This is a genomic window from Streptomyces sp. NPDC003035, assembly GCF_042888285.1.
Taxonomy (GTDB): domain Bacteria; phylum Actinomycetota; class Actinomycetes; order Streptomycetales; family Streptomycetaceae; genus Streptomyces.
The window spans coordinates 397160-418440 of record NZ_JBIAPJ010000005.1; the positions used below are offsets into that span (position 1 = coordinate 397160).

The following is a 21281-nucleotide window of genomic DNA, read 5'->3' on the forward strand; positions in this document are numbered from 1 at the left end:
TCACATTCGGAAGACGCCGAAGCCGCCGCGCGCGCCCTCGACCGGTGCCGTGTGGATCGCGGACAGACACAGCCCGAGGACCGTGCGCGTGTCGCGGGGGTCGATGACGCCGTCGTCGTACAGCCGCCCGGACAGGAACATCGGCAGCGACTCCGACTCGATCTGCGCCTCGACCATCGCGCGCAGCCCCGCGTCCGCCTCATCGTCGTAACGCTGCCCCTTCGCCGCCGCCGAAGCGCGCGCCACGATCGACAGCACACCGGCCAGCTGCTGTGGCCCCATGACGGCCGACTTGGCACTCGGCCAGGCGAAGAGGAAGCGCGGGTCGTAGGCCCGGCCGCACATGCCGTAGTGCCCGGCGCCGTACGACGCTCCCATGAGGACGGACAGGTGCGGGACCTTCGAGTTCGCGACCGCGTTGATCATCATCGCGCCGTGCTTGATGATCCCGCCCTGCTCGTACTCCTTGCCGACCATGTAGCCGGTGGTGTTGTGCAGGAAGACCAGCGGGATGTCGCGCTGGTTGGCGAGCTGGATGAACTGCGCGGCCTTCTGCGACTCCGCGCTGAACAGCACACCCTGGGCGTTGGCGAGGATGCCGACCGGATAGCCGTGCAGCGTGGCCCAGCCGGTCACCAGACTCGGCCCGTACAGCGGCTTGAACTCGTCGAAGTCCGAGCCGTCCACGACCCGGGCGATCACCTCGCGCGGGTCGAAGGGGGTCTTCAGGTCCCCCGGCGCGATCCCGAGCAGCTCCTCCTCGTCGTACTTCGGAGGCTCCACGAGACCCGCCGGATCCGGGTGCGCCTTGCGGTGGTTGAGGCGGGCGACGATCCGGCGCGCCTGCCGCAGCGCGTCGACCTCGTCCACGGCATAGTGGTCGGCGAGACCGGAGACGCGGGCGTGCATCTCGGCGCCGCCCAGCGACTCGTCGTCGCTCTCCTCCCCCGTCGCCATCTTCACCAGCGGCGGGCCGCCGAGGAAGACCTTCGACCGCTCCTTGATCATCACGGTGTGGTCCGACATGCCGGGGACGTACGCCCCGCCGGCCGTCGAGTTGCCGAAGACGACCGCGATCGTCGGGATCCCGGCGGCCGACAGCCGGGTGATGTCGCGGAACAGCGCCCCGCCGGGGATGAAGATCTCCTTCTGGGAGGGCAGATCGGCGCCGCCGGACTCGACGAGCGCGATGCACGGAAGCCGGTTGGCGTACGCGATCTCGTTGGCCCGCAGGGCCTTCTTCAGCGTCCACGGGTTGGAGGCCCCGCCCCGAACCGTCGGGTCGTTGGCGGTGATCAGGCACTCGACGCCCTCCACCACCCCGATGCCGGTCACGATCGACGCGCCCACCGGATAGTCGCTGCCCCAGGCCGCGAGCGGCGACAGTTCCAGGAAGGGCGTGTCGGGGTCGACCAGCAGCTCGATCCGCTCGCGGGCGAGGAGCTTTCCGCGCCCCCGGTGCCGCGCGACGTACTTCTCGCCGCCGCCCGCGAGCGCCTTGGCGTGCTCGGCGTCGAGGGCGGTGAGCTTGTCGAGCATGGCGGAGCGGTTGACCTTGTAGTCGGGTCCGCCCGTGTCGAGGGCGGAGGCGAGGACGGTCACAGCAGTTCCTCCGGTACGTCGAGTTCGCGGGCGCGGAGCCACTCGCCGAGGGCCTTGGCCTGGGGGTCGAAGCGGGCCTGGGAGGCGACGCCGTCGCCGAGGAGGCCGGTGACGACGAAGTTCACCGCGCGCAGGTTCGGCAGGACGTGCCGTACGACGTCCAGGCCGGCGGTCTCCGGCAGGAGCCGCCCGACCTTCTCGACGGTGAGGGTGTGCACCAGCCAGCGCCACGCCTCGTCCGTGCGGACCCAGACGCCGATGTTCGCGTCGCCTCCCTTGTCCCCGCTGCGGGCCCCGGCGACCCGGCCGAGGGGCGCGCGTCGCGTCGGACCGTCCGGCAGGGGCGCGGGCAGCGGGGGTGCGTCGACCGGTTCCAGTTCCCGCGTGTGCGCGGGTACGGGGACGGGGACGCGGCTCCCGTCGGGCAGGACGGCCGTGTGCGGGACGTCGGCGGCCGGGACGTGCCGGGCCTCGAAGACGCCGTAGGGCGCGCCCTTACCGGGCGGGGCGGTCACATGGAATCCGGGGTAGCTCGCGAGGGCGAGTTCGATCGCGGCGCCGCTGAGGGCGCGGCCCACGGGCTCGGGGGCGGGATCGCGGACGACGAGGCGGAGCAGCGCGCTCGCCGTCTCCTCGGTCGTGGCGTCCGGGCGGTCGGTGCGGGCGAGCTCCCAGCGGACGTCGGCGGGGCAGGAGGCGGAACGCTCGAAGGCGTCCTCGATCTGGTCCTTGACGAGCTGGGCCTTGGCCTCGATGTCCAGACCGGTGAGGACGAGGACGACCTCGTTGCGGAAGCCGCCGATCCTGGTGAGCCCCGCCTTGAGGGTGGGCGGCGGGGCCTCACCCCGTACGCCGTCGATCCGCACCCGGTCGGGACCCTCCTGGGTGAGCCGTACGGTGTCGAGCCGGGCGGTCACGTCGGGCCCGGCGTATCGCGCGCCGGACGTCTCGTACAGGAGCTGGGCGGTGACCGTGCCGAGGTCGACGACACCGCCCGTGCCGGGGTGCTTGGTGATGACGCAGGTGCCGTCGGCGTGGATCTCGGCGAGCGGGAATCCGGGGCGGCGCAGCGCCTTCGGGTCGTGCTCCGTGAAGAAGGCGTAGTTGCCGCCGGTGGCCTGGGTGCCGCACTCCAGGACGTGCCCGGCGACGACGGCGCCCGCGAGCCGGTCGTACGCGTCCGGGGCCCAGCCGAAGTGCCACTGCGCGGGGCCGGTGACGAGGGCGGCGTCGGTGACGCGGCCGGTGACGACGACATCGGCGCCGGCGGCGAGACAGGCGGCGATGCCGGCGCCGCCGAGGTAGGCGTTGGCGGTGAGCGTCCCGTCCTCGGGAGGCAGCCGGTCGCCCTCGACGTGTCCGATCCGTACCGGGATCCCGAGCCTGTCCGCGAGCGCGCGCAGGGCGTCCGCGAGGCCGGCGGGGTTGAGGCCGCCGGCGTTGGTGACGATGCGGACGCCGCGCTCGTGGGCGAGGCCGAGTCCTTCCTCCATCTGGCGCAGGAAGGTCTTGGCGTATCCGGCGTGGGGGTCCTTCAGCAGGTCGCGGCCGAGGATGAGCATGGTCAGTTCGGCGAGGTAGTCGCCGGTGAGGACGTCGAGTGGTCCGTCGGGGCCGCCACCGGTGAGCATCTCGCGGACGGCGTCGAAGCGGTCGCCGTAGAAGCCGGAGGCGTTGCCGATGCGGAGGACCATCAGGCCCCCCGGGGCGCGCGGCCGGGACCGGCGGGTCCGGCGAAGGCCTGGGCGATGGTGAGCCAGTGCGCGGCGTCCGCCCCTTCCGCCGCGAGGGCGGTGTCGTCGCGGTGGACGCGCTGGGTGACGAGGAGGCAGAAGTCGAGCGCGGGGCCGCTGATCCTCTGGGTGGCGTCCTGGGGTCCGTAGAGCCACTCCTCGCCGTCGGGGGCGGTGAGCTCGACCCGGAAGGGCTCGGCCGGCGGGGTGGCCCCCCGGACGAGATAGGCGTAGTCGCGGGCCCGGATGCCGATCCAGGCCACGTGCCGCAGCCGGTCCGTCGGCTCGCGGACGACCCCGAGGGCGTCGGCGACGTCCTGTCCGTGCGCCCAGGTCTCCATGAGCCGGGCGGTGCCCATCGAGGTGGCGCTCATGGGTGGCCCGTACCAGGGGAAGCGGGCGCCGGGCGGGGCCGTGCGCAGCGCCGACTGCAGCCGCTCGCGGCCCACCCGCCACCGTCCGAGCAGCTCGGCGGGCGGGAGCGCGGCGCCCTCCTCCGCCCCTTCGTCGACGAAGCGGTCGGGCGCGGCGAGGGCCTTCTCGGTCTCGGCGGCGAAGGCGTCGGGGTCGGTGGCGGCGAGCAGGGCCGCCCGGTCGGTCCAGGCGAGATGGGCGATCTGGTGGGCGATCGTCCAGCCGGGCGCGGGGGTGGGGGCAGCCCACCCGTCGTCGCTCAACTCCCGTACGAGAAGGTCGACTTCCTCGCTCTCGCTGCGCAGATCGTCGAGGACGACGGCAGGGTCGGACACGGTGCGCTCCCCTCGGGACACGGGCGTGTGCCGAGGAGCATGGCAGCGGGAGCAGAAACAATCAAGCGTGCTTGCTTGATTACTTGGACGTCTCCTCCACCGGGACGGCGCGGCGGGGCCGAGGAACCAACTCACCGCCGCAGTTGGGGCAGACGTCATCCATCGCCTCGCTGCACGGCACGCAGAAGGTGCACTCGTACGTACAGATGCGGGCGGCGGCGTCGACGGGCAGGGTCGTGATCTCGCAGCGTTCGCACAGGGTGCGCATGTCAAGGGCCATGCGTCGATCCTGCCTGCTGGGCGGGCCCGGGAAAGCCCCCGCGCGGGCCGAAGATCACCAGGATCGGGACAGGAGCCTTTCCCGGGTCAGCCCTGTGGAGGCGCGTTGCGCATCTGGGTGCGGACCGCACCCATGCTCGCGGCGATGACCAGGGCGATCGCGAGTGCGTCCGTGAGAGCCAGGGCCTGGCTCAGGACGAGGAAGCCGGCGGCCGCCGCGATGGCCGGTTCCAGGCTCATGAGGATGGCGAAGGTGGGGGCGGGGAGACGGCGCAGGGCGAGGAGTTCGAGGGTGTACGGCAGGACGGAGGACATCAGCGCGACGGCGAGGCCGAGGCCGATCGTGGACGGGACGAGCAGTTTGTCGCCCGCCTCGACGATGCCGAACGGCAGGCTGAGCACGGCGCCGAACGCCATCGCGAGCGCGAGCCCGTCCGCCTGCGGGAAGCGCCGGCCGGTGCGGGCGCTGAAGACGATGTACGTCGCCCACATGGCACCGGCGGCGAGCGCGAAGGCCGCGCCCACCGGATCCAGCCGGTCGAAGCCGCCGCCACTGAGCAGGACGACACCGCCGAGGGCGAGCCCGGCCCAGAGCAGGTTCATCAGGCGGCGGGAGGCGATCACCGAGAGGAGCAGCGGACCGAGGACCTCAAGGGTCACGGCGGCGCCGAGCGGGATCCGGTCCGCGGCCTGGTAGAAGAGGATGTTCATGCCCGCCATGGCGGCACCGAAGGCGAGGACGGTGCCCCAGTCGGCGCGGCCGTAGCCGCGGACCGTGGGACGGCAGACGATCAGCAGGACGGCGGCGGCGAGGACGAGGCGCAGGGTGACGACGCCGAGGGCGCCGGCGCGGGGCATGAGCAGGACGGCGACGGCGGACCCGAACTGGACCGACAGGCCACCGGCGACGACGAGCGCGACGGGGCCGAGACGGGTGGCTCGGGTGGCGCGCGCCCCAGGGGTACCCGGTGTGGCGGCGGCCGCCTCCGGCACCGAGACGGCGGCGATGTCCTTGACCGGGCTGTCCACCGGCTCACTCCCTTGCGCGCAGTTCATCATCCTGGACTTTCGGTCCAGGATAGTGCACCCGTCGAGCGGGCCTCGGTTTCCACCGTACGAGCCTGCGCACGGCGGGGGGGCCGCCGCCCGGCTCCACCTGACCCAGCCCGCGGTCTCCCGCACGCTCGCCGCCCTGGAGACGCACCGCTCCACCCTCCTGGCCTGGCGCGACGCGTCCCCCCACCCGGCGACGGCGCTGCCGGCGGCCCTGGCGAAGGAGATCGCCCAGGAGTCGGCGCCCGAGGCGTGAGCGTCAGCGGGGGCCGACAGCGGCACGGCGTGCGGTGGTGCGCCACGCCCACCCCCTACAGCGGTGCGTCGCCGCCCGCCGGAAACGGAGCCCCGTGCCCCGGGACGATCACGTCCGACGCCGCCAGCACCCGCAGGCGCGAGGCGCGGTGGACGTCGCGGTCCGGGGCGACCGGGTCCTCGGTCGGGCCGTCCGGGCGCCACCAGAGGTCGCCCACGAAGGCGACCACTCCGTCGGCGGTGCCGGCGAGGAGCGTGATGTCCTCCGGGCTGTGCCCCGGGGTACGGATCAGGCGCAGGGACGGGGTGAGTTCATGGCCCTCCGCGTCCCGGTCGTCCCACTGGTCGTGGCGGTACTCCGCCTTGTGGTCGTGTACGCGCGCCTGGCCGAACAGGCCCACGTTCATGGTGTTGTCCGGGTGGTGGTGGCTCAGCACCACATCGGTGATGTCGTCGGGGCCCAGGCCCAGTGCGGCGAGCGGGCCGAGGATGCGGTCACGGCTCGCCACCATGCCGGGGTCGACGATCACGTGCCGGTCGCCGTCGGTGACGTACGAGACGGTGGCGGCGACCCCGGGGCCCGTGGAGAGGGTGTAACCGGTGGTCAGGACGGTGTAGGTGGCGGTGTTTCCGCGCGGCTGGTCTGTCATGTCCTCAGCTTCTCCGCAGAGCGGACCGCCGACGAGTGGCCGTGCTGCCACCCATCGCGGGTTTTCTGCCAGACGTGTCAGACTCCCCGCATGCCGCCGTTCCTGAACGTCGCCGCCTACACCCCGCCCCGCGTCGGCATGCTCGCCGTCGGGCTCGTCGCCGAGGTCTTCGGCGCTCCCCCCGAGGGCCTGCCCCGCTTCGACTTCGCGCTCTGCGCCGACCGCCCCGGCCAGGTCCCCACCGACCTCGGCGTGCCGCTCACCGTCGACCACGGGCTGGACCGACTCGCCGCCGCCGATCTCGTCCTCGCCCTCCCCTGGGTCGACTTCCGCACCCCGCCCCCCGCTCCTGTGCTCGACGCGCTCCGCACCGCCCACGCGCGCGGCGCCCTGGTCGGGGCCCACTGCGTCGGGGCGTTCGCGCTCGCCGCGGCCGGGCTGCTGGACGGGCTGCGGGCCACCACCCACTGGCGGTTCGCCGACCTGCTCGCGCGCCGCCACCCGTCCGTCACCGTCGAACCGGACGCCCTCTACGTCGACGAGGGCCGGATCCTCACCGGTGCGGGCGCCGCCGCCGGATTCGACCTCTGCCTGCATCTGCTGCGCCGCGAGTACGGAGCGGCCGCCGCGAACCGGGTCGCCCGCGATCTCGTCCTGCCGCCCCACCGCGACGGCGGACAGGCCCAGTACCTCATCGCGCCCGTCCCCGAGGACGGCGAGGACGAACGGCTCGCCGGCGTCCTCGCCTGGGCCCGCGCACACCTCCACGAGCCGCTGCCCGTCGCCGAGCTGGCCCGCCGCGCCCTGATGAGCCGCCGCTCCTTCGCCCGCCGCTTCGCCGCGGCGACCGGGACCACTCCGCACGCCTGGGTCCTCGGCCTGCGGCTCGGCCGGGCGGAGGAGCTCCTGGAGACGACCGACCTCCCCGTCGAGGAGATCGCCCGCCTGGTCGGCTACGGCAGCGCGGCCGTCCTGCGCGAACAGTTCGTCCGCCGCCGCGGCGTACCACCCCGGACCTACCGCCGCACGTTCACCCGGACTCCCTAGGGGGTGTCTTGCCGATCAGGCCGGACACCCCCTAGACCACCAGCGCCTCCGCGAGGACCTCCGCCAGGTGGTGGGCGCGGCGGCCCGTCAGGTGGTCGAGCTGGGTGCGGCAGGAGAAGCCGTCCGCCAGCAGGACCGCGTTCTCGTCCGCCGCACGGACGGCCGGCAGCAGCCGGTCCTCCGCGCAGGCCACCGACACCTCGTAGTGGCCCGGTTCGAAGCCGAAGTTGCCCGCCAGACCGCAGCAGCCGCCGCTCAGGTCACCCGTGAGACCGGCCCGTTCGCGCAGTCGGCGTTCGGGGGCGTCGCCGAGGACCGCGTGCTGGTGGCAGTGGGTCTGGCCGACGGCCGGGCGGTCCACGCGCGGCGGCTCCCACGCCGGCGCGAACTCCTCCAGGGCCTGGGCGAAGGTGCGGACGGACGCGGCCAGCCGCGCCGCCCGCGGATCGTCGGCGAGCAGCTCCGGCAGGTCCGTCCGCAAGGTCGCGGCGCAGGAGGGTTCGAGGACGACCACCGGGTGTCCGTCCACCGCGTCCAGGACGTCCAGCGTCCTGCGCATCACCTTCCGCGCCCGGTCCAGCTGCCCGGTGGAGACGTACGTGAGCCCGCAGCACACCCGGCCCGGCGGCAGCCCCACCCGCACCCCGGCCGCTTCCAGGACCCGTACCGCCGACCTGCCCACCTGCGGGGCCAGATGGTTGGTGAAGGTGTCCGGCCACAGCAGGACGTCGGAGGCCGTCTCCAGGCGCGTGCCGAACCAGGAGACGAACGTCCGGGACGCGACGCGCGGCAGCTCCCGCTCCGGAGTGACACCCGCGAAACGGGCGGGCAGCACCCGCCCGAGGTTGAGCGCGGGGCCGAACAGGCGCAGCCACTCCGGCAGCCGGCCCATCGTCACGTGCGACCACGGCCGCCTCCGGCCCGCGTAGTGCCGGTCGAGGAACTCCGCCTTGTACGCGGCCATGTCCACGCCCACCGGGCAGTCGCTCCGGCACCCCTTGCACGACAGGCACAGGTCGAGGGCCTCCCTGACCTCCTCCGAGCGCCAGCCGTCCGTGATCACCTCGCCGAGCGCCATCTCGTGCAGCAGCCGCGCCCTGCCCCGCGTCGAGTGCCGCTCCTCCCCCGTCGCGCGGTACGACGGACACATCACGTCCGCACCGGAGCTCGGCGCGTCCACCCGGCACTTCGCGACCCCGACGCAGCGGGCGGCCTCGGGCACGACGACGGGCAGCCCCGCGAAGCGCAGGCCCTCGTCGAGCCGCCTCGGCCGAACCAGCATCCCCGGGTTCAGTCCGCCGTCCGGGTCCCAGACGTCCTTGACCTCGCCGAACAGCGAGACGAGCGCGGAGCCGTACATCTTCGGCAGCAGCTCCGCCCGCGCCTGCCCGTCCCCGTGCTCCCCCGACAGCGAGCCCCCGTGCGCGACCACCAGCTCCGTCACCGCCTCCGAGAACTCCCGGAAGCGGCCGATCCCCTCCCCCGTGTACAGATCGAAGTCGATACGGACGTGGATGCAGCCGTCGCCGAAGTGGCCGTACGGCGTCCCCCGCAGGCCGTACTCCGCCAACAGCGCGCGGAACTCCCGCAGGTACGCGCCGAGTCGCGCCGGCGGCACCGCGCAGTCCTCCCAGCCGGGCCATGCCTCGCCGCCCCCCGACATCCGGGTCGCCGTGCCCGCCGCGTCCTCGCGAATCCGCCAGAGCGCCCGCCGCTCGGCCAGGTCCGTCACCACGGTCGCGTCGAGCGCGTCCGCCGCCCGGACCAGCGCCCGCGCCGCGCCCTCACCGTCCGTCTCGACGAAGAGCCACGCGCCGCCCCGGGGGAGCAGCTTCCGCTCGGGGCCGGGCACGAGGTCGTCCGCCATCCCCTCCACCGTCAGCGGCCCGAGCGGCAGCAGCCCCGCCGCCGCGTCGGCCGCCGCGCTCTCGTCCGCGTACCCGAGGACGGCGAGGACCGGCGCGGAGGGCAGCGGCACCAGCCGTACGGTCGCCTCCGTCAGGACCCCGAGCGTGCCCTCACTGCCGCAGTACGAGCGGGCCACGTCCGCGCCCCGCTCCGGCAGAAGCGCGTCGAGCGCGTAGCCGGAGATCCGGCGCGGCAGCCCCTCCGGGTAGCCGGTCCGCAGGAGCGCCAGGCGCGAGCCCACCAGCTCCCGCAGCCCCGCCGGCGCGCCCTGCCAGTCCCGCCCGAGGCGGAGCGACTCCCCTCCGTACGTCAGGACGTCGAGCGAGGACACGTTGTCGGCGGTCGTGCCCCAGGCCACCGAGTGCGCCCCGCACGCGTTGTTCCCGATCATCCCGCCGAGGGTGCAGCGGCTGTGCGTGGACGGGTCGGGGCCGAAGGTCAGCCCGTAGGGGCGTACGGCGTCCCGCAGCCGGTCGAGGACCGCGCCCGGCTGGACGACGGCCGTCCGTGCCTCGTGGTCCACGGACACGATCGCGCGCATGTGGCGGGTGAAGTCGAGCACCACGCCCGTGCCGGTGGCCTGACCGGCGATCGAGGTGCCGGCGCCGCGCGCGACGACCGGTACCCCGAACGAGCGGCACACCTCCAGGGCCGCCGCCACGTCCGCGGCGTCCCGCGGGGCCACCACACCCACCGGCACCCGGCGGTAGTTGGAGGCGTCCATCGTCGTCAGGGCCCTGGCCGTGGCGCCGAAGTCGACGTCTCCGGCCACCGCCGCGCGCAGTGCCGCCTCCAGCCCGGACAGCTCGTGGTGTTTTCGCACGAGGTCAGGATGTCTCACCTGTCGTCTCATCCGGCGGACATCGGCCGCCCGCGACCGTTCCGACCGGATACGCTCCGCCTCGTGGCTGAGATCCAGATTCCCGCTGACATCAAGCCCGCCGACGGCCGTTTCGGCGCGGGCCCCTCCAAGGTGCGTACGGAGGCGCTGGACGCCCTGGCGGCCACCGGCACCTCCCTCCTCGGCACGTCCCACCGCCAGGCCCCGGTCAAGAACCTGGTCGGCGAGGTACGTGCCGGAGTGCGTGACCTCTTCTCGCTGCCCGAGGGCTACGAGGTGATCCTGGGCAACGGCGGCTCCACCGCCTTCTGGGACATCGCGACCCATGGGCTCATCGAGTCGAAGTCGCAGCACCTGAACTTCGGCGAGTTCTCCTCCAAGTTCGCGAAGGCCGCGAAGCTGGCCCCCTGGCTGGCCGAGCCGACCGTGATCTCCTCCGACCCGGGCACCCACCCGGAGCCGCAGGCCGAGGCGGGCGTCGACGTCTACGCGTTCACCCACAACGAGACCTCCACGGGTGTCGCGGCCCCGGTCAAGCGGGTCGCGGGCGCCGACGAGGGCGCGCTGGTCCTCGTCGACGCGACCTCCGGCGCGGGCGGCCTGCCGGTCGACATCACCGAGTCGGACGTCTACTACTTCGCCCCGCAGAAGTCCTTCGCCGCCGACGGCGGCCTGTGGCTGGCGGCCTTCTCCCCGGCCGCCCTGGAGCGGGCGAAGAAGATCCACGAGTCGGGCCGGCACATCCCGGAGTTCTTCTCGCTGCCGACGGCGATCGACAACTCGCTGAAGAACCAGACGTACAACACCCCCGCCCTCGCGACGCTCTTCCTGCTCAACGAGCAGCTGAAGTGGATCAACGGCCAGGGTGGTCTGGACTGGGCCGTGGCCCGGACCAAGGAGTCCTCCCAGGCGCTGTACGGCTGGGCCGAGGAGTCCAAGTACGCGACGCCGTTCGTCACCGACCCGGCGAAGCGTTCGCAGGTCATCGGCACGATCGACTTCTCCGAGGACATCGACGCGGCGGCGGTCGCCAAGGTGCTGCGCGCCAACGGCATCGTGGACACCGAGCCGTACCGCAAGCTGGGCCGCAACCAGCTGCGGATCGCGATGTTCCCGGCGATCGACCCGGCGGACGTGCGGGCGCTGACGGCCTGCGTCGACTACGTGATCGAGAAGCTGTAACGCTCGCAAGCACAGGTGAGGGCCCGGCATCGGACATGGTCGATGCCGGGCCCTTCGCCGTGACGCGGGGAAAAGACCCGCAGGTCAGCGGCTGAGCCGCTGGAACCGGCGGACCGCGAGCGGGAGGAAGACCGCCGTGATGGCCAGCGGCCAGACGAAGGCCATCAGGACCGCGTGCTGCTCCACCCAGCCGGCACCGCCCGCGCCCGGGTTCCCGAAGAGTTCGCGGGCGGCGGCTACCGTCGAGGAGACGGGGTTCCAGGCGGCCACCGGCGCCAGCCAGGTGGGCATCAGGCTCGGCGCCACGTACACGCTGGAGACCATCGTGAGCGGAAAGATCACGGCGTACAGCGCGCCCGTCGCCTCGGCGTTCGGAAGCACGAGACCACACCACACGCCCACCCAGATCAGGGCTTCGAGGTGCTCGTCAGCCGCGGCGCAGGAGGCGCTTCCCGCCGATGACGAGGGCGGTGGCGGCGGCGAGCACGAACACGCCGACGGTGAAATTGCCCCGGTCGGTCTCCGTGCCGGGCGCCTGCGCGTCGGCCGACGGCGTCGGAGCCGGGGCCGGGGCGCCGCCGCTCTCCGAGGGCTTCGGCCGGTCCGTCTCGACCCGGACGACCCGGCTCCCCTCACCCTCCGAGCCGAACATCAGCGCCGATCCGTCCCTCGTGTACGTCACCGACTCCGCCTGCCCCTGGAAGGGCGCCCCCACGGACTCTCCGTCGTCCCCGAGGCGGCCGTCCTTCCACGCGTACTCCTTCGCGCTGAAGTAGCCGCGCAGCACGAGCCGGCCGCCGTCCGGCGAGAAGGCGCCGTCGGTCACCCACGGCACGTCGTCGACGCGGCGGAAGACGTTCGTCCCCGCGGTCGACAGCCGCTCCGGGCCCGCGTACAGCCCGCCGGTGTTCTCGTTCTTGCTGGCGATGTAGACCCGGCCGGTCTTCGGATGCACCATCAGGGCCTCGGCGTTGCGCGGCCCGTCCGCGTACTTCACGTCGTACTGCTTCGCCGTGACCGTCTGGTCCTTCAGCTGCCTGGGCTCGGGGAAGCGGTAGATCCAGACGTGGTCCCAGGTGCCGTCCCGGTTGTCGCCGATGTCACCGACGTAGATGTCACCGTCCGGGCCGACGGAGATCGCCTCCATGTCCCGGGGGGTGCCGACGCCCTTCATGGTGAGCGTCGCGACCGTCTCGCCGGTACGGGAGTCGATGCCGTAGATCAGCGGCGCGTCCTGGTCGTTGTGCGTCCAGTAGACGCCCGGGTGGGCGCGACTGGCGGCGAGACCGCTGGACTCGGTGATCCGGGGATCCTTGATCGTGAAGTCCTGGTCGGCCTCGGCGGCGTACGCGGCCGGGCCCGAGAGGAGGACGAGGACGGCGGCACCGGAGACGCCCAGCAGTGATCGCATGCCCTCCAGCCTGCCACGGAGGCCGGCGAAGCCGGCGCCGATCGGACGTCCGGGCCGCCGCCCGCCCTCACGCCGCGTCACGTCCGACCGACCGGAATTCCTGAGCCTGTAAGGGAGTTGGCCCCGACATGACCCAGAAGCCCGCGCCTCCCCGCCCCCTCTCCGACGACGAGCTCTCCGAGCTGCTGAGCACGCAGCGGTTCGGCACCCTGGCCACCAACAAGCGCAGTGGCCACCCCCACCTCACGACCATGCTCTACAGCTGGGACGCCGAAGCACGGATCGTACGGTTCTCCACCACCGCGGACCGCGTCAAGGTCAAGCAGCTCCGGCGCGACCCGCACGCGGCCGTGCACGTACCGGGCGGCGACGTGTGGTCGTTCGCCGTGGCCGAGGGTGAGGCCGAGGTCTCCGAGACCACGAGCACGCCGGGCGACGCGGTCGGGCGGGAGCTGCTCTCGATGGTCCCGGAGGCCGCGCGACCGCAGGGCGAGGACGCGGACGCCTTCCTGGCTCAGGCGGTGGCCGAGCGCCGTGTCGTCATCCGGCTGAAGGTGGACCGGCTGTACGGCACGGCGCTCGACATCGACGGCTAGGCCGGGGACGTACGCGCCGCCCCGTCAGGCCGGGGCCGTGGGCACCGCCCCGTCAGGCCGGGCCGTAGGCGCCGCCGTCAGGCCGGATCCGCGGGCACCGCGTCAGGCCGGGCCGTGGCCGTACATCGCCGCGATCGACTGGGCGACCGCGTCGCCGTTGCCGTCCCGGCCCGTCTCGTTCGACCGGAGGAACCACGGCAGCGTCTGGTGGAGGAGCGTCACCTGCGAGGGTTCGAGCAGGCCGCCCACCGCCCGGTCCGTGCCGTCGCACGCCGTCGACGCGCCCGTCGACGCGTACAGATCGACGAAGTGCGCCCCGGACCGCTTCGACTTCGCCGCCATCAGCGCGTTGAGCGGGGCCTGGACCTTCTCGTCGAGGAAGGCCCATGCCTCCTCCGGCACGTCCCCGAGCGGGCCGCCGCCCCCGCCCGGGAGCGGGGCGCGGCACAGCGTCCGGTCCGCGGGGACCAGCCGGGGGTAGCCCACCAGAACCGTCTTCGCCGACGGCGCCTCGCTGCCGATCTCGGAGAACAGCTTGTCGAGGTCCTTGCCGGTCCGCTCGAACCGCGCCTCCAGCCACGCCGCGCCCGCGCCCGTCGAGAAGTACGCGCGACACCGCGCCGCGGGCGAGGCCGCGTCCACCGGGCGGTCCGGCAGATGCGCGCCCTCCGTCCCGCGCAGCCGCGCCGAGCACTGCTTCAGGATCTGCCCCAGCCCCACCGTCCCGGCCCCGAGGCCCGCGACCACCAGCCGCGTCTCCTTCGTCAGCGCCCGCTTCTGCGGTGCCGCCGTCATGCCGCCGCCGAGGTCCTGCTCCTCCCACACGTGGTGGAGCGCGGCGCCCGCGCACGACACGTCCGCCGTGATGTCCAGCAGGATCGACTGGTCGGCGAGCTGGTCCTCGATCACGTCCGGCAGGTTCTCCGCCGCCCGCACGCACAGCAGCGCGCCCTGGTCGACGGGTGCGATGCCGTACCCGCCGATGGAAGCGTCGCCCAGGAACACCGTGGGGATCTTCTCGGGGTTCGCGGGTGCCGCGGACGTCGGCAGCACCGACATCAGCAGCGCGGCCGCCACCACGCATGCGGTTCTCATCAGAGCCGTTCCTCCGTTCACCCCACGACGTACGGTCATCACCTACCCGGACCATCACCCCGCGCGGTGGGAAAAATGCCGGCCTGACCTCCGGTAACAGGGCGCGTAGGAGTCATTCGCGGCGCGTTACGGGGAGCACTCCTCGATCTTGGCCGACCGGCCCGCCCCGCACGAAGGCCACGAAGGCCACGAAGGCCACGACGCGGGCCGCGCCGTTCGTTGACCCGCCCCCTCCGATGTGTTCACGTGGGGTCACGGTCGAACACGGAAAGTGGCCGACTTCTGTGATCGAAGGCGGTTGAACATGGCGGTGGAAGAGCGGCCCGGCATCCCGATGACTGCCGAGGTGGCGGAAACTCGCGTCTCACCGGTCGGGTCACACAACGAGTGGGACCCGCTGGAGGAGATCATCGTCGGACGCCTGGAGGGCGCGACGATCCCTTCCAACCACCCGGTGGTGACCTGCAACATCCCGCCCCGGGCGGCACGGTGGCAGGCACTGGCTTCCGGCTTCCGGTATCCGCGCCTGCTGCTCCATCAGGCGCAGCAGGAGCTCGACGAGTTCGTCACCCTCCTGCAGTCCCTCGGCGTCACGGTCCGGCGGCCGGACGCGGTGGACTACAAGAAGCGCTTCGGCACCCCGGACTGGTCCGCGCGCGGATTCGCCAACTCCTGCCCTCGTGACACCTTGCTCGTGATCGGCGACGAGATCATCGAGACCCCGGGAGCATGGCCGAGCCGGTACTTCGAGACCCACTCCTATCGCACGCTCATCAAGGACTACTTCCGGCGCGGTGCGCGCTGGACGGCGGCACCGAAGCCGCAGCTCACCGAGGCGCTGTACGAGGCGGACTTCCGTGCCCCCCGGGACGGCGAGCCCATGCGCTACATCCTGACCGAGTTCGAGCCGGTCTTCGACGCGGCGGATTTCGTGCGCGCGGGGCGCGACCTCTTCGTCACCCGAAGCAACGTCACCAACCGGATGGGCATCGAGTGGCTGCGCCGCCACCTCGGACCCGGCTACCGCATCCACGAGATCGAGAGCCGCTGCCGTACGCCCATGCACATCGACACGACGTTCGTGCCGCTCGCGCCCGGCAAGGTGCTGGTCAATCCCGAGTACGTCGACGTCGACCGCCTGCCCGACGTCCTGCGCTCGTGGGACGTCCTGATCGCGCCCGAGCCCGACCCGATCCGCGATCCGCTGCTCAGGCTCACCTCGATGTGCGGCAAGTGGCTCAGCATGAACGTCCTCATGGTCGACGAGAAACGGGTGATCGCGGAGCGGCACCACACCGGCATGCTGCGCGCGCTCGAGCGGTGGGGGTTCGAGCCCATCCCGTGCGAGCTGCTGCACTACGCGCCGTTCGGCGGCTCGTTCCACTGCGCGACGCTCGACGTCCGGCGGCGCGGGACGCTCGAGTCGTACGTCGACTGACGCACTGACGCACTGACGCCGACCGACACCGTCGGACGCCGACCGGCCCCGGCCACCAGGCAGCTCCCGTGTCCTGGATCACGTCGTCGGCGGTCCGTGCCCTCGGCGAGAATGAGCGCCATGCGTTTCATGTTCGTCGGCGACAGCTGCACCATCGGACGCGCCGGCGATCACACCTGGCGCTACCGCATGTGGCAGCACCTCGAAACCGTCCTGCCGGGGCGGTACGAGATCGTCGGGCCGCGCACCGAGCTGTACGACACCGCCGCCGACGCGCCCCTCTCCCACGCGTACGCCGACCCGGGCTTCCCCGCCCCGGCCCGGCGCCATCTGGCCGGCTGGGGCGAGGGCTGGCTGCACATGGCCCCGCTCATCGGCGAGACCGTCACCGCGACCGGGGCGGACGTCCTGCTGGTCTCGCTCGGCCTGATCGACCTCGGCTTCTACACCAACAGCGGCCAGACGGCCGAGAACACGCGCGCCTTCGTCACCGCCGCCCGCGCGGCGAACCCGCGCGTCAAGGCCGTGATCCTGCCCGTCATCCCGAACGTACGGGCCGAGTACGACCCGCCCTTCGCCGCCGAGTGCGAGCGCTTCAACGAACTCCTCGCGAAGGCCGTCGCCGACCTCGACACGGCCGTGTCGCCACTGCTGCTCGCGACGGTTCCGGAGTCGTACGACATCCACACGGACACCTACGACGGCACCCATCCGGGCCCGACCGGCGAGCACAAGCTGGCGGGTGCCTTCGCGGCGGCCATGCACCAGGCGTGGGGCCTGGGTTCGCCCTACCGGGCGCGCTGACACGCCGCTCACGCCGCTCACACCGAGCGCGTCAGCCGGTTCGCCAGGGTCGACAGGGTGTACGCGCCGATGCCCAGGACGACCTCCAGGGCGTTCTGGCGGGTGTAGCCGTGCGCGAAGAACCGCTCCAGCTGCGCGTCGCTCACCGCGCCCGACGCGGCGAGGACCTGATGGGTGAACCGCCGTACCGCCTCGAGCCGTTCGGGCTTCTCCGCCGGGCCGAGGCCGGTCAGCTTCCGCTCGTGCAGCTCGACGCACAGATGGCACTGGTTCCGTTCGGCGACCGTCAGGATGACCGTCTCGCGGGAGTGCGGATCGAGCGTCGTGGTCTCGAACAGCGCGCTCATCCTCAGGAAGCCGTCCAGCGCGTGCGGGGATTCGGCCATGCGCGCGACGGCCTGCGGGAGATGCCCCCAGGCGGCGGTCACCTTCTCCATGGGGCGGCGGGAGGCGTCCGGGGCGGTCTCTACGGTGTGATCGGTGAACAAGGCGGCTCCTGGGACAGAGAGATAGGATCGACAACATGGTTGACCATGCCGATGAGAGAAACGTAAACCAGGTTGTCGATACGGGCAAGGGGGAATCCCCCGCGGGGTTCGAGCTGCCCCTGCTTCTCTTCGCCGGTTTCCGCACCCTCATCGACCGGCTCCACGCCGAACTGACCCGCCAGGGCCACCCCGAGCTGCGCCCCGCCCACGGCTTCGCCCTGCAGGCCATCGGCGCGAGCGGGCCCCAGGGCGCCACCGCGAGCGACATCGGACGCCGCCTCGGCGTCTCCAAGCAGGCCGCCGGCAAGACCGTCGACCGCCTCCTCGCCGTCGGCTACGCCGAGCGCGCCGACGACCCGGCCGACGCCCGCCGCAAACTCGTCCGCCTCACCGCGCACGGCCACGACGCCCTGGCCCGCTCGGCCGCCATCTTCGACGAACTGCGCGCGGAGTGGTGCGCGGCCCTCGGCGCCGACCGCGTACGGGACATGGAGACCGCCCTGCGCCAGGTCGTCCCGCCGGAGACCGCCTTCCGCCTCGACGCCACCAGTTGGCTCGGCGGCAGCTGATCCCAACACCCGCGCCCCGGGCCCCTCTTGCCTGAAGCGCGCTCGAGGGCGTTGGCTTGTGCCCCATGAAGTACACACAGCTCGGACGCACGGGACTCAAGGTCAGCCGACTCGTCCTCGGCACGATGAACTTCGGACCCCAGACCGACGAGACCGACAGCCACGTGATCATGGACGCCGCCCTCGACGCGGGGATCAACTACTTCGACACGGCCAACGTCTACGGCTGGGGCGAGAACAAGGGCCGCACCGAGGAGATCATCGGCAGCTGGTTCGCCCAGGGCGGCGGCCGGCGGGACAGGACCGTCCTGGCCACCAAGGTCTACGGCAACATGGCCGCCGACGGCGAGACCGTCTGGCCCAACCACGACAAGCTCTCCGCGCTGAACATCCGCAGGGCCGTCGAGGGCTCCCTCAAGCGGCTCGGCACCGACTACATCGACATCTACCAGTTCCACCACATCGACCGGCGCACACCCTTCGACGAGATCTGGCAGGCGATCGACGTCCTGATCCAGCAGGGGAAGATCCTCTACGCCGGCTCCTCCAACTTCCCCGGCTACAAGATCGCCCAGGCCAACGAGGCCGCGGCCCGGCGTGGGATGGTCGGCCTCGTCAGCGAGCAGTGCCTCTACAACCTCTACGAGCGCCGCGCCGAGATGGAGGTCGTCCCGGCCGCCCAGGACTACGGACTCGGGGTCATCCCCTGGTCCCCGCTGCACGGCGGACTGCTCGGCGGGGTCATCCGGAAGGAGACCAGCGGCGGGCGGCGCGCCTCGGGCCGGACCGCGGAGGCGCTGGCCGACAGCGCGGTGCGGGCACAGGTCCAGGCGTACGAGGAGCTGCTGGACAAGCACGGCCTGGAGCCCGGCGAGGCGGCCCTGGCCTGGCTGCTCACGCGCCCCGGCGTCACCGGCCCGATCGTCGGCCCGCGCACCGCCGAGCAGCTCCGGTCCGCCCTGCGGGCGCTGGAGCTGGAGCTGAGCGACGAGGTGCTGTCCGGCCTGGACGAGATCTTCCCCGGCCCGGGCCCGTCCCCGGAGGCCTTCGCCTGGTGAGGGCGTAGCACGACGCGGGAACGGCCGTCGCCCCGCGGGGCGGGGCGGCGGCCGGCGCGGTCGGCGGTCGCGGTACTGGCGGCTACTGACCGACCACGGAGGTCACCGCGATGATCGCGAACATCAGGACGAGCACACCGGCCATGATCCGGTTACGGGTTTTCGGGTCCACCCTTCGAGGTTAACCCGCGCCTCCGAGCGGCCATGCGGCGACCGTCTCGTACCGCGGCTGCTCCCCCGGCACACCGCCGCCCGGGAGGTTGCTGCGCACCAGCGCCAGCTCGGGGACCTGCCAGCGGGTGCCCTCGAAGGAAGCGAGCGCGTCGACGAAGGGGCGCAGGTCGACGCCGTCGCGGGAGCGGGCGATCGTCAGGTGCGCCTGGTAGCGGCGGTGCTCGTCCATCGGCACCCCGGCCCGGCGGGCGGCCGCGTCGGCGCGCTCGGCGAGCAGCCGCATCACGTCGAGGTCCCCGGCGGCCCCCGTCCACAGCACCGCCCGGCCGAAGTGTCCGCCGCCGTGCAGCCGCAGGCCGAACGGCGGGGTGCGGTGGGCGGCGCGGGCGAGCCGCTCGTGGAGGTCGGGGAGCAGCTCCTCGTCGACCTCGCCCATGAAGGCGAGCGTGAAGTGCCAGCCGGGCCGTGAGGTCCAGCGCAACCGCTCGGCACCGGGCAGGTGGTCCAGACGGTCGACGACCCGGGCGATCTCGGTCAGCTGCTCCGGCGGTGGCAGTACGGCAGCGAAAAGCCTCATACGGAGAGTCTGGCAGTGGCTAACGTGGGCCGGATGGAGATCACGATCAGGAAGGGCGGGGCGGACGACGTCCCCGCGATACTCGCGATGCTCGACAGCGCCGTCGTCTGGCTCAACGGCATGGGGATCACCGACCAGTGGGGCACGGACCCCTGGACGTCGAAGCCCGCGGCCGTGAAGAAGGTCGGGGAGATCGTCGACTCGGGTACGCCGTGGATCGCCGAGATCGACGGCGAGCCGGCGGGCACCGTGACGCTGACCCCGCACCCGACGTCGTACGTGGCGCCGGTGGACGAGCCGGAGGTCTACGTCCACCTCCTGGCGACGGACGGGCGCTTCCACGGGCGGGGGGTGGGCGCGGCGCTGCTCGCCCACGCGGTGGAGGAGACTCGCCGCCAGGGGATCTCGCTGCTGCGGGTGGACTGCTTCGCGGGCAGCGAGGGCCGCCTGGTGGCGTACTACGAGCGCCAGGGCTTCACGAGGACGGAGCCGTTCACGGTGGGCGACTGGCCGGGCCAGGTGCTGGAGCGCCGGGTCTGACGCTGCGGGCCGGGGGTGCAGCGGTGCGCGCGGTTCGGGCGCGCGCACCCGGGCCACCCCAGGTCCGCTCAGACGAGGGCGGCGACCAGCAGGGTGAAGGCGGCGATGATGACGGCGACGCGGACGTAGTGATAGCGGTCCCAGCGGTTCATCTGCTGCTTCCAGTCGGCGGGCCGGTTCTCAGGGGTCCACGTCTTGCCCCGGTTGTTGATCGGGACGAGCAGCAGGATCGACATGATCACGCTGAGGATCAGCAGCGCGCCGGCGGTGACGACGAGGCCGGTGCCGTGGTGGTGCCATCCGGCGACGGCCCAGACCGCGACGAGGACGAGCGAGGTGATGTACCAGACCGGCATCACGGCGCCGAGCATCCGGCCCCCGTGGGCGCGGCCGAGTTGGCCGCTGTCCTCCGGGAGTGCGTTGAGGATCGGGTTGACGACGAAGGCGACGGAGAACTCCACCCCCACCATCACGCCGACGACCACGGTGGTGAAGACCTCGAGTGCGTTGAGCATGACGGCCCCTTCTGGGATCTAGCGCTGCTAGCTGATGAGGCAACGCTAGTACTGCTGCCGCTTGATTGTCTAGCGATGCTAGGATCGAGGCATGTCGGTACAGGAACGCAAGGAACGCGAACGGGCCGGCCGCGAGCGCCTCATCGTGGCGACGGCCCGCGAACTCGCCGAGCAGCAGGGCTGGGACGCGGTCACCACCCGCCGGCTCGCCGAGCGCATCGAGTACAGCCAGCCCGTCCTCTACAGCCACTTCCGCGGCAAGCGCGAGATCATCGGCGCCGTCGCCCTCGAAGGCGCCGCCGAGATGGCCGCGGCGCTGCGGGCCGCGACCTCCGCCGCGGACGGACCTCGCACCCGGGTCACCGCACTCGCCCGCACCTACCTCGACTTCGCCGAGCGCAACCCGGCGGTCTACGACGCCATGTTCCAGCTCGACGGCGGTCTGGCTTTCGCGCACGAGGACACCCCGGAACCGCTGAAGGACGCCTTCGCCGCCCTGCTGGAAAGCCTCGGCGAGGTCGCCGGGGACGGCGTCCACCCGGCGCTGTTCACCGAGGTGTTCTGGGCCGCCCTGCACGGCCTCGCGACCCTGACCCGGGCGCGACGGCTGCCGCCGGAGGACACCGAGCGCAGGGTGGACCTGCTGGTGGACCGGCTCGCGATGGTCTGACACACCGTCCCGGCGGGCACGCGGCCGGGGCCTGCCGACAGCGCCAC

Annotated in this window: 22 protein-coding genes and 1 pseudogene; 10 read left to right on the forward strand and 13 right to left on the reverse strand. The window is 72.7% G+C overall.

Features of this window, described 5'->3' with window-relative positions:
• From ACFYV5_RS18540 to ACFYV5_RS18560, 5 genes are all read right to left on the reverse strand, one after another.
• Window positions 1-1602, reverse strand: a complete 1602-nt coding sequence (locus ACFYV5_RS18540) for an acyl-CoA carboxylase subunit beta (RefSeq protein ID WP_389169397.1) — start codon at window positions 1600-1602, stop codon at window positions 1-3.
• The gene (locus ACFYV5_RS18545; RefSeq protein ID WP_389169399.1) at window positions 1599-3296 is read right to left on the reverse strand and encodes an acyclic terpene utilization AtuA family protein; all 1698 of its coding nucleotides are present in this window, start codon (window positions 3294-3296) and stop codon (window positions 1599-1601) included. Before ACFYV5_RS18545 ends, ACFYV5_RS18540 begins: the two co-directional genes overlap by 4 nt.
• On the reverse strand, window positions 3296-4084 hold the full coding sequence (locus tag ACFYV5_RS18550) for a TIGR03084 family metal-binding protein (protein ID WP_389169401.1): 789 nt from the start codon (window positions 4082-4084) through the stop codon (window positions 3296-3298). The genes ACFYV5_RS18545 and ACFYV5_RS18550 overlap by 1 nt, the downstream gene beginning before the upstream one ends.
• A gap of 79 nt (window positions 4085-4163) precedes the next feature.
• The gene (locus ACFYV5_RS18555; protein WP_389169403.1) at window positions 4164-4364 is read right to left on the reverse strand and encodes a DUF1272 domain-containing protein; all 201 of its coding nucleotides are present in this window, start codon (window positions 4362-4364) and stop codon (window positions 4164-4166) included.
• An 86-nt stretch (window positions 4365-4450) separates the two neighbouring features.
• Window positions 4451-5392 carry a DMT family transporter gene (locus ACFYV5_RS18560; RefSeq protein WP_389169405.1) on the reverse strand — a complete coding sequence of 314 codons (942 nt, stop codon included), beginning with the start codon at window positions 5390-5392 and terminating at the stop codon, window positions 4451-4453.
• 52 nt (window positions 5393-5444) lie between these two features.
• On the opposite strand from ACFYV5_RS18560, the gene ACFYV5_RS18565 reads away from it, so the two are divergent.
• On the forward strand, window positions 5445-5672 hold the full coding sequence (locus ACFYV5_RS18565) for a LysR family transcriptional regulator (protein ID WP_389169408.1): 228 nt from the start codon (window positions 5445-5447) through the stop codon (window positions 5670-5672).
• A 55-nt stretch (window positions 5673-5727) separates the two neighbouring features.
• On the opposite strand, the gene ACFYV5_RS18570 is transcribed toward ACFYV5_RS18565, so the two are convergent.
• Entirely contained in the window at window positions 5728-6321 is a 594-nt protein-coding gene (locus ACFYV5_RS18570) for an MBL fold metallo-hydrolase (RefSeq protein WP_355104691.1), read from the reverse strand.
• A 90-nt stretch (window positions 6322-6411) separates the two neighbouring features.
• Here ACFYV5_RS18570 and ACFYV5_RS18575 point away from each other — a divergent pair, with 90 nt between their 5' ends.
• Entirely contained in the window at window positions 6412-7368 is a 957-nt protein-coding gene (locus ACFYV5_RS18575; protein WP_389169411.1) for a GlxA family transcriptional regulator, read from the forward strand.
• A gap of 31 nt (window positions 7369-7399) precedes the next feature.
• Here the strand turns inward: ACFYV5_RS18575 and ACFYV5_RS18580 are convergent, their stop codons facing one another.
• The gene (locus ACFYV5_RS18580; RefSeq protein ID WP_389169414.1) at window positions 7400-10129 is read right to left on the reverse strand and encodes an FAD-binding and (Fe-S)-binding domain-containing protein; all 2730 of its coding nucleotides are present in this window, start codon (window positions 10127-10129) and stop codon (window positions 7400-7402) included.
• Between the two features lie 51 nt (window positions 10130-10180).
• On the opposite strand from ACFYV5_RS18580, the gene serC reads away from it, so the two are divergent.
• Window positions 10181-11299: a phosphoserine transaminase gene (serC, locus tag ACFYV5_RS18585; RefSeq protein WP_355104685.1), complete on the forward strand. Its 1119-nt coding sequence runs from the start codon at window positions 10181-10183 to the stop codon at window positions 11297-11299.
• An 84-nt stretch (window positions 11300-11383) separates the two neighbouring features.
• Here the strand turns inward: serC and ACFYV5_RS18590 are convergent.
• Both ACFYV5_RS18590 and ACFYV5_RS18595 read right to left on the reverse strand, forming a co-directional pair.
• A pseudogene (locus tag ACFYV5_RS18590) lies at window positions 11384-11713 on the reverse strand (ABC transporter permease); the annotation flags it as partial.
• A gap of 13 nt (window positions 11714-11726) precedes the next feature.
• Entirely contained in the window at window positions 11727-12710 is a 984-nt protein-coding gene (locus tag ACFYV5_RS18595) for a WD40 repeat domain-containing protein (RefSeq protein WP_389169417.1), read from the reverse strand.
• Window positions 12711-12838: 128 nt separating this feature from the next.
• Between ACFYV5_RS18595 and ACFYV5_RS18600 the strand changes: the two genes are divergently transcribed.
• Window positions 12839-13306, forward strand: coding sequence for a pyridoxamine 5'-phosphate oxidase family protein (locus tag ACFYV5_RS18600; RefSeq protein ID WP_389169420.1), 468 nt, complete (start codon window positions 12839-12841; stop codon window positions 13304-13306).
• A 102-nt stretch (window positions 13307-13408) separates the two neighbouring features.
• Here ACFYV5_RS18600 and ACFYV5_RS18605 read toward each other — a convergent pair whose 3' ends face one another.
• Window positions 13409-14401, reverse strand: a complete 993-nt coding sequence (locus ACFYV5_RS18605; protein ID WP_389169423.1) for an SGNH/GDSL hydrolase family protein — start codon at window positions 14399-14401, stop codon at window positions 13409-13411.
• A gap of 304 nt (window positions 14402-14705) precedes the next feature.
• Between ACFYV5_RS18605 and ACFYV5_RS18610 the strand changes: the two genes are divergently transcribed.
• Together ACFYV5_RS18610 and ACFYV5_RS18615 are read left to right on the forward strand one after the other, a co-directional pair.
• Window positions 14706-15839 carry an amidinotransferase gene (locus tag ACFYV5_RS18610; protein WP_389169426.1) on the forward strand — a complete coding sequence of 378 codons (1134 nt, stop codon included), beginning with the start codon at window positions 14706-14708 and terminating at the stop codon, window positions 15837-15839.
• A 120-nt stretch (window positions 15840-15959) separates the two neighbouring features.
• Window positions 15960-16643, forward strand: coding sequence for a GDSL-type esterase/lipase family protein (locus tag ACFYV5_RS18615; RefSeq protein WP_389169429.1), 684 nt, complete (start codon window positions 15960-15962; stop codon window positions 16641-16643).
• A gap of 17 nt (window positions 16644-16660) precedes the next feature.
• On the opposite strand, the gene ACFYV5_RS18620 is transcribed toward ACFYV5_RS18615, so the two are convergent.
• A complete protein-coding gene (locus tag ACFYV5_RS18620) occupies window positions 16661-17131 on the reverse strand; it encodes a carboxymuconolactone decarboxylase family protein (RefSeq protein WP_389169432.1) in 471 nt (156 codons plus the stop codon).
• Window positions 17132-17166: 35 nt separating this feature from the next.
• Between ACFYV5_RS18620 and ACFYV5_RS18625 the strand changes: the two genes are divergently transcribed.
• Together ACFYV5_RS18625 and ACFYV5_RS18630 are read left to right on the forward strand one after the other, a co-directional pair.
• Entirely contained in the window at window positions 17167-17700 is a 534-nt protein-coding gene (locus ACFYV5_RS18625; protein WP_389169435.1) for a MarR family winged helix-turn-helix transcriptional regulator, read from the forward strand.
• Window positions 17701-17765: 65 nt separating this feature from the next.
• Window positions 17766-18758, forward strand: coding sequence for an aldo/keto reductase (locus tag ACFYV5_RS18630; protein ID WP_389169438.1), 993 nt, complete (start codon window positions 17766-17768; stop codon window positions 18756-18758).
• A 181-nt stretch (window positions 18759-18939) separates the two neighbouring features.
• Here ACFYV5_RS18630 and thpR read toward each other — a convergent pair whose 3' ends face one another.
• Complete coding sequence (gene thpR / locus ACFYV5_RS18635) at window positions 18940-19509, reverse strand: RNA 2',3'-cyclic phosphodiesterase (RefSeq protein ID WP_389169441.1); 570 nt, start codon at window positions 19507-19509, stop codon at window positions 18940-18942.
• Between the two features lie 33 nt (window positions 19510-19542).
• Between thpR and ACFYV5_RS18640 the strand changes: the two genes are divergently transcribed.
• Window positions 19543-20049, forward strand: coding sequence for a GNAT family N-acetyltransferase (locus ACFYV5_RS18640; protein ID WP_355104665.1), 507 nt, complete (start codon window positions 19543-19545; stop codon window positions 20047-20049).
• Window positions 20050-20117: 68 nt separating this feature from the next.
• Here ACFYV5_RS18640 and ACFYV5_RS18645 read toward each other — a convergent pair whose 3' ends face one another.
• A complete protein-coding gene (locus tag ACFYV5_RS18645; protein WP_389169445.1) occupies window positions 20118-20564 on the reverse strand; it encodes an anthrone oxygenase family protein in 447 nt (148 codons plus the stop codon).
• A gap of 91 nt (window positions 20565-20655) precedes the next feature.
• Here ACFYV5_RS18645 and ACFYV5_RS18650 point away from each other — a divergent pair, with 91 nt between their 5' ends.
• Window positions 20656-21234, forward strand: a complete 579-nt coding sequence (locus tag ACFYV5_RS18650; RefSeq protein WP_355104661.1) for a TetR/AcrR family transcriptional regulator — start codon at window positions 20656-20658, stop codon at window positions 21232-21234.
• Window positions 21235-21281 lie beyond the last annotated feature (47 nt).